The 16,089-nt window shown below is 37.3% G+C and carries 9 protein-coding genes and 1 pseudogene; 1 reads left to right on the top strand and 9 read right to left on the bottom strand.

All coding sequences use genetic code 11. From position 1 onward, the window contains the following. Positions 1-183: 183 nt before the first annotated feature. A complete protein-coding gene (locus T429_RS0100560) occupies positions 184-630 on the top strand; it encodes a nucleoside deaminase (protein WP_005774092.1) in 447 nt (148 codons plus the stop codon). Positions 631-1,217: 587 nt separating this feature from the next. Here T429_RS0100560 and T429_RS0100555 read toward each other — a convergent pair. The 9 genes and pseudogenes from T429_RS0100555 to T429_RS0100505 form a co-directional block, all read right to left on the bottom strand. Then, positions 1,218-1,709, bottom strand: coding sequence for a hypothetical protein (locus tag T429_RS0100555; protein WP_005774093.1), 492 nt, complete (start codon positions 1,707-1,709; stop codon positions 1,218-1,220). Positions 1,710-1,886: 177 nt separating this feature from the next. Beyond that, positions 1,887-4,802: an isoleucine--tRNA ligase gene (ileS, locus tag T429_RS0100550; RefSeq protein WP_005774094.1), complete on the bottom strand. Its 2,916-nt coding sequence runs from the start codon at positions 4,800-4,802 to the stop codon at positions 1,887-1,889. 247 nt (positions 4,803-5,049) lie between these two features. Then, positions 5,050-6,687, bottom strand: coding sequence for an outer membrane protein (locus T429_RS0100545; protein WP_005775004.1), 1,638 nt, complete (start codon positions 6,685-6,687; stop codon positions 5,050-5,052). 811 nt (positions 6,688-7,498) lie between these two features. Beyond that, a pseudogene (locus tag T429_RS10150) lies at positions 7,499-8,029 on the bottom strand (ShlB/FhaC/HecB family hemolysin secretion/activation protein); the annotation flags it as partial. A gap of 6 nt (positions 8,030-8,035) precedes the next feature. Then, complete coding sequence (locus T429_RS11235; protein WP_161629903.1) at positions 8,036-8,155, bottom strand: POTRA domain-containing protein; 120 nt, start codon at positions 8,153-8,155, stop codon at positions 8,036-8,038. Between the two features lie 1,593 nt (positions 8,156-9,748). Beyond that, a complete protein-coding gene (locus T429_RS0100525) occupies positions 9,749-10,633 on the bottom strand; it encodes an outer membrane protein (RefSeq protein ID WP_005774097.1) in 885 nt (294 codons plus the stop codon). Between the two features lie 629 nt (positions 10,634-11,262). Further along, positions 11,263-12,105 (bottom strand): outer membrane protein, encoded by an 843-nt coding sequence (locus T429_RS0100520; protein ID WP_005774098.1) that lies wholly within the window; start codon positions 12,103-12,105, stop codon positions 11,263-11,265. 335 nt (positions 12,106-12,440) lie between these two features. Beyond that, on the bottom strand, positions 12,441-13,274 hold the full coding sequence (locus tag T429_RS0100515; RefSeq protein WP_005774100.1) for an outer membrane protein: 834 nt from the start codon (positions 13,272-13,274) through the stop codon (positions 12,441-12,443). 1,516 nt (positions 13,275-14,790) lie between these two features. Then, positions 14,791-15,120 (bottom strand): hypothetical protein, encoded by a 330-nt coding sequence (locus tag T429_RS0100505; protein WP_026500807.1) that lies wholly within the window; start codon positions 15,118-15,120, stop codon positions 14,791-14,793. Positions 15,121-16,089 lie beyond the last annotated feature (969 nt).

Below are 16,089 nucleotides of genomic sequence, written 5' to 3'. Positions count from 1 at the left end.
GTAGCACAATCATTTATTATTTTCTATCCTTTTACAAAAATAATGTATTCATTAACTTACAAGTTTGTTTTAAAATTAAAAAAATAAAGTTATTCTTTATAAAAGAATAATAAATTATTCATTTTATAGCATTCCTTATCGAGAAATCTTTAAGTTCTCCCCTGCCCTCGTAGAAAGAACATTATGACTTTGACACCCATGGAAATAGCCCTTTTGGAAGCGCAGTGGGCTGCAAAAAAAGATGAAGTTCCCGTAGGCGCTGTCATTACTCGTGGAAAAACTATCATCGCACGTGCTGGGAACTTTATAAAATCTGCCTATGATCCCACAGGACACGCAGAAATGCGCGCAATCCGTATGGCTTGTGAAACATTGCAAAATGAAAGGCTTTCTGATTGCGATCTTTATGTCACACTTGAGCCTTGTGCTATGTGTGCCGCTGCCATTTCATTTGCACGCATACGACGTCTGTATTATGCAACAAACGATCCTAAAGGAGGAGCTATAGAAAATGGCCCACGTTTCTATCAGCAACCAACCTGTCATCACAAACCTGAAATTTATTCTGGTTTTAAAGAAAAAGAAGCTGCTCAATTACTTAAAGATTTTTTTATCCAAAAGCGATGCTAAAAACAATTCTTTATCCATAACTTTCACTCTTTAGAAACTATCCTATTCCTTTAAAAAGAGTATTAACCCTTTAAATAGCGAAAGTTATTTCAAAGATTTTTCCCTCTAACGCTCTTTTAAAACTGCATATTGTTTCTATTAGATTGATTCATTCATTTATGAAGAATAATTCATTGTTTTATCTATAAAAATCTCTTTCTTGCACATCACAAAGTGTGATTACCATCTGGATAAAAAACAATTTAGAAAAGACTAAAAATATCCCTTATAAAGATATTCAAACGCAAAGGCTATCGCAACATTAAAGGCTTGTAAATACAATGATGATACAAACCTATTCTCTTCATAAAGCATATAGATGGCAAAGCACAATGGATTTCACGTTATATCCTCCAAACGAACGATGGTGTGAAATGGTTTTGAAAACCTTGAGAAATATTTCTTATGAGGAAAACACTGCACCACTCTCTTGATGCTATTGCCATATATTTCATGCTCCCCTGCTGCAAAGGGAAAGCTCTGCGCGGATGAGAACTTGATATTATAAGTAATAGGAAGAACACCTTACATACTTTAATATTTTTTCTCTAGCGAGTAATAGGAGCAGTCTTTGCCGGTTGGCGATAACTTAATGGTGGTTCCGTGAGATAGCGACGGTATTTTGGACTCCCAACTTGTGCTCTTTGACGACGTAAATATTCTTGTCGTTGTTTTGCATTCAACTGTGAAGGATTTTCTGAACTAACGCTATTAACTGAGGACCCTTTGTGAGGAAAAGGAGCATTTCCTTGATGCTGTTTTGATGCTACTCCTTTATTGATAGATCTATCCTGTTGTGGCAGCGGCAAAAATCGGCGTGCGCTAGCACTTGGTATCACAAGTTCTGGGCGAGGCTTTATAACAATCTGGCTGCTGTTATTTACTGGTGTTAATGAAGCAATATTAGCAACATCTTCAAAAAACTGTATCGAAACCGGTTTATTTGTCCCATAGGTAGGAGCAGATAAACTACATCCCGTTAAAACAAAGCATATACCTAAAATTCCTGTTGGAAATATTTTTACTTCACGTTTTCTCACTGCTTATTCCATTTCCCAAGCATACGGCTGATCAATATTCCCGCTATTTATGAGAGAACAGTCCATACACAAATTTCCCCCCTGCAGATAAAATAACGGAATTTTCTCCGTACCACAAAAAACAACATTCATCAATACGAGAAATCTGCTTTCACTTCTGTCTCTTGATCTAAAATTTTAAATCTTGCCAAGAATTTTTAATTCTCGCAAAGCAGCTGCATCACGAGCAGAGACATCAGGATAAGCTGGATCACTCCCCACATCTTGTGTATAACGCCATGACCTAGCACATTTTTTTCCCAACGCCTTCTCTGGATATACACCAACACCTTCAACATCATTCAAAGTAAAAGCATCTAAAGGCATTGTATCCTGCACAATTGTGAGAGCACTGGTAATACAGATCTCCGCCATATCCACATTTTCTAGTGCCTCTCGTAAAACCGGATTGGAAATAAAAACAATAGGAGCTGCTTCTAACGAGGATCCAATACGCTTATCAGCGCGTTCAAGTTCTAAAGCTCCTGTCACAACTTTACGGACCTGTCGAATTTTTTTCCAACGCTCAGCCAAAGATTGGTTTTGCCATTCTTCTGGTACAGAGCGAAATTGTTCCAAATGTACCGATTGGCTTTCTGGATAACGCTCTAACCAAGCCTCTTCCATTGTAAAAGGCAACATGGGAGCAAGCCATATCACCATTCGTTCAAAAATCTCACGAACAACCTGCAAAGAAGCTTTACGTTTTTGTGATGAAGGCGCATCGCAATAAAGAGAATCTTTGCGGATATCAAAATAAAATGCCGATAACTCAATGATTGAAAAATCTAATAATGCACGCATAATTTTTTTAAAATCAAATTCATCGTAGGCGTGATTAATCAATTGATCAAGTTCAAAAAGCCGATGTAATATAAATTTTTCAAGATCTGGCAGTGCGCTATAAGATATTTCTTCTCCTTCATCGTAGGCTAAAGTTCCAAGCATCCAACGAATTGCATTGCGTAATTTACGATATGAATCCACATTGGTTTGAAGGATTTTTTTGCCTAAACGCTGATCTTCCCAATAATCAGTTGTCATGACCCAGAGACGAAAAATATCAGCACCAGATGTTTTAATGATCTCTTGCGGAACAACCGTATTGCCTAAGGATTTAGACATTTTCTTACCATTCTCATCCAAAGTAAAACCGTGTGTGATCACTGTCTTATAGGGAGAACAAGCACGCGTACCACTGCTTTCCAAAAGAGAAGATTGGAACCATCCACGATGTTGATCTGAACCTTCAAAATAAACATCTGCAGGCCACTTTAAATCAGCCCGATCTTCTAATACAAAACTATGGCTTGCTCCAGAATCAAACCAAACATCTAGAATATCATAAACCTGCACCCAAGGCTCATGCGCACGATCACCTAAAAAACGTTCACGTGCTCCTTTAGCAAACCATGCATCTGCTCCTTCTGCTTCAAAAGCCTGTAAAATACGCTCGTTGACACCTTCATCTTTCAAAACAACACCATCTTCATTGGCAAAAATACAAATAGGAACACCCCAAGAACGTTGACGAGAAAGAACCCAATCAGGACGATCTTCTATCATAGAAGCTAGGCGGTTTTGTCCAGAAGATGGCACAAAACGCACCTTTGAAATAGCTTCCAAAGCCCGACTGCGTAAAGTTGAACCATCCCCAAGATCTTTATCCATTGAAATAAACCATTGTGGTGTATTGCGAAAAATAACTGGTTTTTTCGAACGCCAGCTATGGGGATAGGAATGCTTTAAACGCCCCCGTGCAAACAAGCGATCTGCTTTAATTAAAGCGTTAATAACCTCTTTATTGGCATCACCCATTTTTCCATTATCATCAATAACACGTGCCGGTCCCCCTTCACGATCCGGTCCCAAACCCGGAACATCTTTCGTATAGAAACCTGCATCATCAACAGGAAACGGTATCGATGTATCAATCCCCGCTTGCTCTAATAAAGATTTATAATCATTCCAAATTTCAAAGTCCTCACGCCCATGGCTTGGTGCTGTATGAACAAAACCTGTCCCCGCACTCTCTGTCACATGGGCGCCCTCAAGCAACGCAATCTTATAATTATACGCTCCAGCCAAACCTTTGAGTGGATGAGAAAGAATAAGAGCTTTCAATTCGTCAGCAGAAACAGTCCGTAAACGTTTCAAAACAAGTTTGGCTTTTTCTGCGCAACCCATAGCGAGAGCATCTGCAAAGAGAAGCTTTTCTCCCACTTGAGGACCAAAATCATTTTCAGCACTTTCAATTTCGTAAAGACCATAAGAAATCTGCGAAGAATAACTCACTGCGCGATTGCCCGGAATTGTCCATGGTGTTGTTGTCCAAATGACGACATAAGCACCATATAAATCATCAGAATTTGCTTCAAAAATAGGAAACTTAACCCAAATCACCTCTGATTCATGATCATGATATTCAATCTCTGCCTCTGCCAAAGCTGTACGCTCCACAACAGACCACATCACCGGCTTAGAACCACGATAAATCTGATCAGACATCGCAAATTTTATCAATTCACTCGCAATGCGTGCTTCCGCTTGAAAAGCCATTGTGGTGTAAGGCGTCTTAAAATCTCCCACGACACCAAGACGTTTAAATTCTTCACTTTGAACAGTTACCCAATATTGTGCAAATTCACGACATTCTTGACGAAATTCATTAAGAGGAATCTCGTCCTTATTTTTTCCTTGCGCACGATATTTTTCCTCAATTTTCCATTCAATTGGAAGCCCATGGCAATCCCAACCAGGAACATAATTTGCATTGAATCCCCGCATCTGGAATGAACGGACAACCACATCTTTTAGAACTTTATTTAAAGCATGCCCGATATGAATATGGCCATTTGCATAAGGTGGGCCGTCATGAAGAATATAAAATGGACGATCTTTTGCTTGTTGGCGCAATTGCGCATAAAGCCCTATATTTTCCCACCGCGCTATTAACTCAAGCTCTTTTTGCGGAAGCCCTGCACGCATGGGAAAATTTGTCTGTGGGAGATAAAGAGTTTTTGAATAATCTATTGTTTCATTTTTCACAGTCATTGTGAAATATTCCTGTCCACTTTTACGATTTCATTTTTGCATAACTTCCCTGAACTCTGCAACTCTGGTTTTTATCTATAGGGAAAGCCGAGCTTATCATTCGTATTAAGCAGCGATCAAGAAAATATTCATCACACTTTATGGGCTTTATCATGAAATTTGCAAAAAAAGAAACCAAAAAATGAGCTTAAAAAAATAAAGGCCCCACCGATAGTGGAGCCTCTTAGAAATTTACTCTTAAAACAGATTAGAATTTATAAGCTACACCAACACGGAAATCATTGGTTTTGTAGCTAATTTCAAGCTTTTCCTTTGCAAACTTCTTTTTACCAAAATCGGAGTAACGATATTCTGCACGCACAATGACATTATCCAAAACCGAGAAATCAACGCCACCACCAAGAGTGTAACCAATCATGGTTTTAGTTTCATCTGTTAAGTTTTTAGAAGAAACAACGCTTCCATCCTCACCCTTAACGGATATTGATACAGTGTCTTGGAACTGCCCATAAGCAATACCACCCGCAAGATAAGGCATAAAGCGATCAGCAGCAAAACCGATACGTACCCGTGTAGCACCACCCCAGTTTTGTTTGAAAGTATGATTTACAGTTTCAACTTCATCCTCAAGACCAAGTTCAGAAGCCATCTTTTTCATTTGTTCTATACCATATACGCTGGTATTACCCTTATCCGCTGCTTGTTGACTTTGCGCTCCATGAGGACGGGAAGCATGTGGATTAGTACCGTTTGAACCGTGTGGGTTAGCACCAGAGCCATGATGCCCACCTGGGTGAGATGCACCATGCGAATTAGAATATCCACTACCATGGGCACTATGATACCCCCCATTTTTCGCTCCACTTGCTCCACTTGCTCCAGAGGAAGCACCTGTCCCTGAGTTAGATGATCCTGACCTCGCCAGTACAAGTGGCCCAGCTGGCACTGTTCTTTCTACTGCTGATGGTTGTGCAGATGCAGACTTTGCTGCGGGTGCGGGTGCTGATGCGGGTGCTGCAAGTTTTTCGGGTGCTGCAGGTGCAGGTTTTGCGGATGCTGCGGCAGCGGATGCTGCTGCTGCTGCAGGTGTAGGTTTTGCAGATGCTGCGGCAGCGGATGCTACTACTGCTGCTGCAGGTGCAGGTTTTGCGGGTGCAGATTTTTCAGGTGCTGCTGATGATGGTTGTGCAGATGCAGATTTTGCGGATGCAGATGTACCTTCTCCTGCTCTGGCTGCAGCTGTTCCTGCTCCAGCTGCTCCGGCTGCAGGTGTTTCTGCTCCAGTTGCTCCGGCTGCAGGTGTTCCCGCTCCAGTTGCTCCGGCTGCAGGTGTTCCTAGCGCAGGTTTTGTTGTTGCTGAATCTGATGCAGCAGGTGCTTTTTGTGCAGATTGTCCTGAAGCGGCTGTTTGTGTTGATGTTGGTGTCCCTGTTTGTGAGTTTGGAAGAGACGTTTCTGCTGATCTACGGGATCTTCCCACTGCATTTTCTACTGTAATGTTATCAGATGAACCTATAGTAATAGTCTTTGTGTGCTTTTTTCCAGACAGTGTTAAATCCGTATCGACACCAAAAATAAAGCTGTCACCGAGATCAATATTAGACCCTCCATAAAAACCACCAGCAAAACCTGAAAGTTTAGGAGAGAACTCTTTATCCAGTGGAAAACTCTTTTCTTGACCGACAAGAGCCATATCAGCCTTGCTCGAAAAGCCACCAGCTTGGACACCTAAATAGAGCCCTGTCCATGAAAAAGTGGGGGCAACAATAGTAGAAGAAGGAGTCGATGGTGCTGTCTGATGAGGAATCAGTACATCAGCAGCTAGCGCTGTGGACGCTGAAATTAAAGAAAAAATAGACGCTGTTATTAAACGTTTTGTATTCATAAAATCTCTCCAAATATCCAAAATGAAATGTATATAGAGCATCTTTTTTGAAAGATCTGTAGCAAAAATGACACACTCACAAAAAAATAAAGAAATTATGAAAATAAGGCTTCTTAATTATTTAATTTTTCATCCAATGAAAATTTATCAACTAAGCCATACTAAAATTATGTGTCTTAAAGTTGGATTCATTTTCCCTAAATTTTCACATAGCTGTTAATGATTATATTTTTTTTGTAAATTTCTTTTACCGAAATCTCAGTAACAATATTCTGTACACAATAGAATTTTGCTTACCATTAGGAAATCAATGTCAGCTAAAATAGTAAAACAGTCACTGACTTTTTTATCCAAATATCATCAAAGTTTCATCTATTTACTAACATGGCCTATTTTTGATATTTTATTTGTATCTTAAATTACGAAAAACAAAAATGCAAAAAACCTGTCTGACTTTTTATGCTTGACGGTGCTATAGAAAATACTGGAATAACTGGCATCAAAAGAAACCATTCCCTCTGCAAGCTTAACACCTGCTATCCAATAGGCAAACTGTTCATTCATAACAATGCGTTGATTTATAATGATAATTTACTGTTTCACATGTTGAATGAGAGTCTCGAATATCGTAAGATTCTCTCATTTCAAATCTGTTTATCTTAAATCAATAAAACCATTTACTTGCACGTCAAAAGCGCAGCTGGCGTGTAGGTAAAACTGTATAAGAAAAAACTAAAACGGCTCTTATGAACCGTCTTAATGCAAGGGCTAGCAACATTGGGGGCTGGCAAATATAACGATGATACCGGCTTGTAAAACCGTACAAAGGTTGTGCAAAAACAAGACCATAGTCCAAACTAACAAAGGGGCGACGTTCTCCAAAAGTCTTTTTAAGAATCCCATTGTTGCACCACGGAACGGTTCTCAGTATCAAATCATTACGGATAAAAACTGTTATTGCCAAAAATCAAACTCTCACGCGTATCACGAACATTGGAGCCCCCCAAAGATATCTGCTCTGCAGCCAATAAATTATGCGCTGAATATTGCCGCTTAAAAGAGTGCTTAATATAAAATTCCACCCGCTCACCTGAAAAGATGTCATGACACTGATCGTACCAGTAAATTTGGCAAATTAAGACTTCGCATCACCTGCTTCTAGAGCATGTTTTTAACTGAATGAAAAAGAGGAAATCCTTGCAAATAAATGACATCAAAAGTTTAGGTTTCCCCTAATATCCTACCGAGAATGCAAAATCCCCAAATTGGTGCCACTATGGCGACACTATATTGACGGACCCCCTCCAACCTTATTGCCAAGAAGGTAATTATTGGTTCTTTTTATATCCTAGTCTGGGATATACGAACTGTGACATAAGCCTTTATCTAAGTAGACTTTAGTTAACTGCTTGATTAAAAGCTGGATATCGACAAGACCTATACATCTTTCAACATAAGGATCTGTCACCGATACTATAGAACGCTTTTTGATATGATAGTAAACCTCAGCAACAATAATATCATAAATTTGAAACCGTATTCACTTCCCCAAAGTTCTCGCTGTTTTCCTTCAAAAGGCGTTGTAATACCTTGAAGCGTCAAGGAATCGAGAATAACGAACATTTCTAATCTTATAAAAAGCAAAAATTAGAAAAAATATCAAAAAAGCCCATAAATAATTGACAATAAAAAAGCATAGTGACGGACTGTATGCCGAATTTTATAGCACCGAGTCCCATTAGAGAAGGTTAATAGAAAATTTAAATAACGATAAGAATTGAACTATGACAACTATATCAAAAAAACACTACAATTTCCTCTAACATTGAAAATAAAACTGTGTCTGTTAATAAACAAGAGCCTGCAAAAAAATACGAATTTACGAATGAAAACCTTACTTTTGATGGCATTACTTTACACCACTTTCATACCTTAAGGGATTTTGATGATATCAAGGATGACTATCTAGGTGGTTATATTAAAAAGGAAAAAACTATCCCATGATGGCGATTGCTGGGTGTATGATTATGCTAGTGTTTATGATAATGTAAAAATACATCTTTATTCCAAAATCTGTGGTCAAATTTATGGCAAAGTTAAGATTTTTAGAAATACCGAGATTTGTGGGTTAACCTATATTTCCGGAAACACGAGCATCCCTGAAGATGTCCCCCCCCCCCTCTTTCTCACAGCAAAAACAATTCTTTGAGAATAAAAGCGTGATTTACGCCATAGGGAAATTGCACGTGAAATAAAGAAACAATAATGATAAATTCATAATTAGCTACTATAGCAAAGAATATGTTTTTTCTTATAACGAACTTCAAAAAATTATGATGAAAACTTGTATTGGTAATAAAAATGCTGAAAATCTCTCTTGAAGAGATTTGCTATTTTTCTTTTTATTGCCAATACGTACGACTTTAATCCTATAACTAAAGAAATCTACAAGCTCTCCCCCACAAAGCGGTAGCATGATCCCTGTCGTCTCTATCGAAAAATGGGGTAAGATCATTAAGATCTAAACCTGAACTTGATAGTATAACCTCTCTAAATGTACCCAAAAATAGAGAGAACTCATTCTGATGTACAATAGGCAATGTTCCATACGAAGCAATTGATAAGAAATATATTATTGGTTGGTATTGAGCATCGTAAAGAAACACAAGCAATAGTTAGAAACTTTCTGAAAGATCTTAATGGATTTTTTAATTAGGCAATTATTTATGAGCGCAATACTATAAGTTTAAACGAAGAGACGCTGTCGTAAAAATAATACAATCATCAAAAATGGAGAATAATCCAAAATAAAATCGCTGCATACTTTCACTTCGTATAAGAAATTACAGGTTATAAATACCGATAAAATGTTGAACTTACAGTGTAATTATTATCTATCGTTTATGAGAAAGTTTTTAAGAAAATCTGAAGAATATCTTTTTACATCCGCAAATAAAATATAGGATGTGTGATAATATAGTAATAGAAAAAAGTAGAGGCTCTGTCTTCGACAGAGCCTCTAAGAAGTTTATTTTATGTTTCTAATTTCAGTTTTATGAAATTAGAACTTGTATGCAACACCAACACGGAAATCATTGGTTTTGTAATTGAACTCACGGGTATCGTTTGCGAATTTCTTTTTACCAAAATCGGAGTAACGGTATTCAGCACGCAACAGAACATTGTCTGTCATTGCAAAGTCAACGCCACCACCAATAGTGAAACCAACCATTGTCTTCGTGTCATCAGCCCAAGTACCACCCGTCAAATCTATAGTTTGCTTATTTCCTTCTGGTAACTCTTCACCCCCATCAGCTTTCTGCTCAACTTTAGCTCTCTCTCCTTTTCCAGCAACGGATTGAATACCCTGCACTTGCGCATAGGCAATACCACCAGCAACATAAGGCATAATGCGGTCAACAGCAGCAAAACCGATACGAACGCGGGTAGCTCCAGACCATTTTTCTTTGTAACTGTGCGTTTCCGTTACTTGGTCATCCTCTATAAATTTTTGCTGTCCTGTTAGTTCAACCTTAGCTTTTTTAAGGGCATCATTAAAAAATGTTGCATCTTTTTTAGTAAGAGTCGATTCACGAGCTGTTTTTGATTCTTCACGGTCTGCCCAAACAGCATCGGTTTCAACACCAAGAATAAGGCCACTTCCAAGGTCTACGTTAGATCCTGCATAAATACCCCCCATGAAACCAGAAGGGCTTGGTGTGTTATCTTTCTTGAAAAGCTCTTTGTCTTCCCCTGGAATAGTTACTTTGGTTTTACTCGAAAAATTGCCGATTTGACCACCCAGATAAAAACCTGTCCAAGAGAATGATGGGGCTGTAACCACTGCTGGTGCAACTTCATGAGGAACTATAACATCAGCTGCATTTGCTGCAGAAACTGAAACCAACGTGACAACAGAAGTTGCCATTAAAAATTTTATATTCATAATTTTGCTCCTAAATTCACTATAAATGATTTTACAAGGTTACAGAGCAAAAATCTGTAGTAAAAATATCACAATTACAAATAAAAAGCCCAGAAAACAGCGGTTTTATAAAAGATAAAAACTTCTTGAAAATTTAATTTTTTATTAATACTTTGTATTCATAATTGCCCTTTTGACGAAATTAGAACTTGTAAGAGCTCTAACACGGAAGTCATTGATTTTGTAGCCTAGTCTTCGATAATCCTTTGCAAATTGCTTCTTACCAAAATCTGAGTGACCGTTTGTGTATGCAGCAAAACATTGTCTGTCATTGCGAAGTTAATGCCACCACCTACAATGTTGTAACAAACTATCGTCATCGTTTCAGTGATTCATATTCTGCTTTAAAGACAGTGTAGACTAATCCGGTCTAAAAATATTCCTGTGATTCATGTGAAGATGTCTCCTATGTCGAGGTGACTCTAGAGGCAAGCTCTACTCAAGAATGTTCATCTCACATAAACACCTCATGTGGGAAGTTTTATATGCACCTATCGCTCTTAATGCTAGAGTTTTTACAATATAATAAGATAAAGGCCTCGTTAAACGAGGCCTTTATATTTTTTGTATTAATTACGTTATTTACGAAATTAGAACTTGTATGCAACACCTACGCGGAAATCGTTGGTTTTGTATTGAAGTTCCGCAGTGTCTTTAAAGTATTTCTTTTTACCATAGTCTGAGTAACGGTATTCAGCACGTAACAGAACATTGTCTGTCATTGCAAAGTCAACACCAGCACCAAGGGTGAAACCAACGAGTGTCTTTGTTTCATCATATACGTTACCAGAAGCAACAAGTTTACCACCATTGTCCTCTGCAGGCAAAAATCTATCTTTTTTCACTTCAAGCGCTGTGATGCCTTGCATCTGCGTATAGGCAACACCACCAGCGATATAAGGCATGATACGATCAGCAGCAAAACCAATGCGAACGCGGGTAGCACCAGACCACTTTTCTTTCATAGTAATACTTTCGACGTATTCATCCCCCTTTGCAACTTTTAGACCATCTTTCCTTTCGATCTTAGCATCATCGAGGAGTTGATTAATCGTGTCAAGATCTTTACTAAGTACACCTCCAACATACTTTGTAAGGGAGTTAATTGTGTCTTTTTTACCAATAAAAGAGACATCTGTATCCAAGCCGAAGATCACACCATTGCCGAGATCAACATTGTAACCTGTGTATAGGCCGCCGAGCATACCGGAAAGCTTAAGATCGTGATAACCTAAAGTGCTAGAACCTTTGTCAGTTTTCATTGAACGGCCACCAATCTGAGCACCAAGATAAAAACCTGTCCAAGAATAGGCAGGGGCTGCTGTAATCACTGCTGGGGCTGTTTCACGAGGGACAATAACATCAGCAGCTTGTGCTGCAGAAGCTGTAGCTATAGCGATAACAGAAGTTGTTACTAAAGATTTTATATTCATAAACTTTGCTCCTAATTTATTATGAACACAGTGCTACAAGATAACACGGAGAAAAGCTGTAGCAAAAATGACACAGTCACAGGAAATGGAGAGTTTGCCGAAGATAAAATTACTTCATAATTTCGTTTTGTACGAGAAACCACAAACTGCGTATGCAAATAACTTATTGATTTTAAATGTGGTTTTTGTTTGTTGTTTATAAAATTTTTTTAATAAAATCTTAATAATGCTTTTCCACATCTACTATAAAATATATAATGTGTGATAATATAGCAACAGAAAATAATAGGGCTCTATCAGAGATAGAGCCTCTTTGTTATTTAATTTACCATCTGTTAGAATTTGTAAGCAACACCAACACGGAAATCATTGGTTTTGTAAGAAGTTTCATATTTATCATTTGAGAATTTCTTTTTACCAAAATCAGAATAACGATATTCCGCACGAACAATAATATTATTGGTCATGGCTAAATCAACACCCGCCCCAAGGGTGTAACCAACAAGGGTCTTTGTTTCATCAGACAGAGTTCCAGAAGCTATGACTTTGTCTGAATCTTTGTCCGTTATTGAGATCGATGCAGTATCTTGGAGCTGTGTATAAGCAATACCGCCAGCAACATAAGGCATAATGCGTTCAGCAGCAAAACCAATACGTACACGTGTTGCACCAGCCCACTTTTCTTTAAAAGTGAAACTGTGTGTTCTTTTAGAACCAGCTTTAAGTGCATTTTCACCAATATTAATTGCAGCGTCTTTTAACATCTTTTTAATATAATCGATGTGACCTGGAGCAATGACATATGTTTTTCCTGTCTTCGTGTCACTTTTATCAGCCCACATGATATCTGTATCGACACCTAGAATAAGGCCATTGCCAAGATCAATATTGGAACCTGCGTAAAGACCTCCCATAAAACCAGATAGTTTAGGCAAAAAATCCTTATCTACCGGAATCTTTTGTCCGTTAGCAAGAATATCCATCTTCGTTTTACCCGAAAAACCACCAATCTGCCCCCCAACGTAAAAACCTGTCCAAGAAAAGGTTGGAGCAACAATAACGGGAGCAACAGGTGTTGGACTCGGGGGAACAATAACATCTGCTGCTTGCGCCGCTGAAACTGAAACAAAAGCGAAAGCAGAAGCTGTTATTAACCATTTCATATTCATATTTTCTCTCCATAGCTGAATATTTATTTGAACACGTCATGTCATATAGAGCCCAAACTTCAGATATCTGTAGCAAAAATGATACACTCATAAAAAAAACAAAAATTCAATCAAAGTGCCCTTCATTGCTTGCTATAGTCAATGAGAATAAAACTTGACCATGCACAAATGAGTTCCTCTCACCATATTTTTCTTCTTTATGAATTAAAAAACTCTTTCATCCCCCATGTAGGACATCTTTTATTAGCTATGGGAAATTAGCCTATTGATTATAATGAAAAAATTATCTTTTTCTCTGTAATATTGAATGCTTTCATCTTAAATCATTTTATTTAAAGTAACTAAAATTACCCACCTCAACGTTACAAACGAGCACGTGTGGATAAAACCGTAAAAAAAGCTAAACATGGCTTCTTATGAAGGCACTTAATATTAAGGACAGCGAGAAAACTATACAATCTTGAGAACAAGCCAAATGCAACTTTACCATTTAAATTCATACAAATCAATTTATATAAACAATGTGTTTAGTTCATTATTTGCAAGACCAAATGCGCATAGCTCTTTGAGAGTTTTTTTACTGTAAAAGATGTGTATCACACATAAACAAAGTTTCGAATACTTCATGGATTGCAATAAAAGTACATTTAATTTACCTGCTCTTTGTTTTTACTTTAAGCACTTGTTGTTTTTGAAAGAATGGCTTTTTTATCACAACCTTATAGAAAATCTTTTTCGAAGCTTCAGTCTTCTTTGTCGGCATTCAATTTCTTACTCTTTATAAACTAAACTGAGAAAAACAATTCATAAACATTGAAATTTATATAAAAACTCTCCTTAAAACTGAAAAAATAAGAAATCTTTCTTAAAGTTTACAAATAAAACCTCGTTTTAAAAATCATGAATTTAGCAAAAAAGAGATTTGATATTTTAAACATAGACAAATGAAAAATATTTTATTTCTAGTCGAAACATGCCAGCAAAGATCAAAAATTTAATATTAAAATAAAGCTTTTTTACACTTCACTCTACGCCTTCTCCTTGATTTGAGGAAGAATTCTCATCACATCCTTTATACAAACAGCCTAGATTCTTGCCAAATGGGTTTTTCTTAGTTTCCTACTCATGTAATTGACTTAATTCAAGGGCATATGAACCAAGTCCTATTCTTGAGATCCACCTCGTATCCTAAAAACACTTAAATAAAGGAGATTTATACGCCTTTATATAACCAAACTTCAAATGAAAATGAGGGAATTTGCGACATTATAGAGTGATCCAAAATCTACACATTATAAATTCAATGAAATTTATAACGAGCGATCACCACTCTACAGTGTGTTCTTTCACCAAAACCTCCCTCCCCTTATCTTTTCCGAACAATACCATTCATTTGCCCGCGCATAATCATGATATCCTTCGCAAATAAATAACTCCCCTCTGTCTTAAAGTGATAAACAATATCTTCTTTATTCAATTCTTAGATATAGACTTTTTGATGTTGTTTTCTTACTTTTTAATAACTCATTGGACTTCGTGCAAATAGGTTTGGTCGTTTGCCTTTTCCTGATCCTTTTTTAGGCTTTTGAAATCTTTTTTTACCAGAATGTGACACAGGTATTAACTGAACTGCTGTCATGCATTGACTGTTCTTTGTGCAAGAAAGTTCCATTTGAACAACTTCAGATAAGATCTTGCTCAACTGTTCGCTAGAAAAAAGATCTTTAGGAAGAAAAACAGTAGATATGCCCTCTGTGAATTTTTGAGAAGACAAAAAGCCAGCCCCCTGAGCGACAGAGATTGAAAAAAAAGTAGCGAAAGCTGCGATAAAATATTTTATATTCATAAATTTAACCTCATAGAAATATTCATAATGGATTTTACCTAGTGCCTTCATTGCCGATTTCCAGAAAAAATAGCATGTTTATAGATAAAAAGTGAAAACCCTCAAAAAACCAAGCCTTGGCATTTTAATTTTAAAATAAATGCAAATTACTCTGTGCGGTCAACATATAGAAAATACGTGTTTGGCAATGAATAAAAGCACGAAGCATTGTCTGTGAGACGATAAAGGGCACAGGTTTCATATCAACATATTGATTTATAATAAAATATAGCGTTATTTATATTGAATTAGTCCCCCGAATACCATAAAACTTTCTCATATTGAATTAACCAAAACCGTTTGTTTTCACATTATAAGTGGAGAAACTTACGTGGAGTGAAACTATACAATAAAAATGCTTCTTATGAAGAGTGCCAAGGATTGTCACAAAATTGGGTGTTGGCAAAATGTGTGAGGGTCGCGGCTTTTTACTCCATAAGCATAAAGATGATAGTTCTCAATAGATTTTATATCATATTGGAGGATTTTATCGTTATACCATTCATAAACGCCACCGTGTCATGGGCTTGGGTATCTTAAGAAAGTTTTTTTAAAAAGCACGTGAATGAGCAACCCATATATTCCGTTTAGGGGAGTATTTTGCCTGAGAGACGTGACTCCGCTAAAGAATGTGAAAAACAAAAGCATGAGGAAATGCATAATCTGCATGCCTTAATAGATATTGCTTTAGATACTTTTGAAAGACGTAAAATAGAATTAGTGATGATAAGGATGGGGTTTGTTTTTACGTCGATGCCTTCATATTCTCCCCAAATTAGACTGTGTACCCGTTTCAAAGATTTCAGTCTCGATCTACCGTATATTCTAGCCTCTCTTCAAAATTGCTTTTATTGCCTAAATTTTAAATCAGAGAGTACTTATGTTACAACTTTTCATGAAAAGATGAGAGGAAAAAGGACAAAATGCCTA

This window comes from Bartonella elizabethae F9251 = ATCC 49927, assembly GCF_000518165.1.
Lineage (GTDB): Bacteria > Pseudomonadota > Alphaproteobacteria > Rhizobiales > Rhizobiaceae > Bartonella > Bartonella elizabethae.
This window is presented reverse-complemented; position numbering and strand designations above follow the sequence as displayed.

What these genes read in the sequence shown, in the direction of transcription:
- T429_RS0100560 (WP_005774092.1), top strand. Translation starts at nt 184, where the DNA reads ATGACTTTGACACCCATGGAAATAGCCCTTTTGGAAGCGCAGTGGGCT.
- ileS (WP_005774094.1), bottom strand. Translation starts at nt 4,802, where the DNA reads ATGACTGTGAAAAATGAAACAATAGATTATTCAAAAACTCTTTATCTC.
- T429_RS0100545 (WP_005775004.1), bottom strand. Translation starts at nt 6,687, where the DNA reads ATGAATACAAAACGTTTAATAACAGCGTCTATTTTTTCTTTAATTTCA.
- T429_RS0100525 (WP_005774097.1), bottom strand. Translation starts at nt 10,633, where the DNA reads ATGAATATAAAATTTTTAATGGCAACTTCTGTTGTCACGTTGGTTTCA.
- T429_RS0100520 (WP_005774098.1), bottom strand. Translation starts at nt 12,105, where the DNA reads ATGAATATAAAATCTTTAGTAACAACTTCTGTTATCGCTATAGCTACA.
- T429_RS0100515 (WP_005774100.1), bottom strand. Translation starts at nt 13,274, where the DNA reads ATGAATATGAAATGGTTAATAACAGCTTCTGCTTTCGCTTTTGTTTCA.
- T429_RS0100505 (WP_026500807.1), bottom strand. Translation starts at nt 15,120, where the DNA reads ATGAATATAAAATATTTTATCGCAGCTTTCGCTACTTTTTTTTCAATC.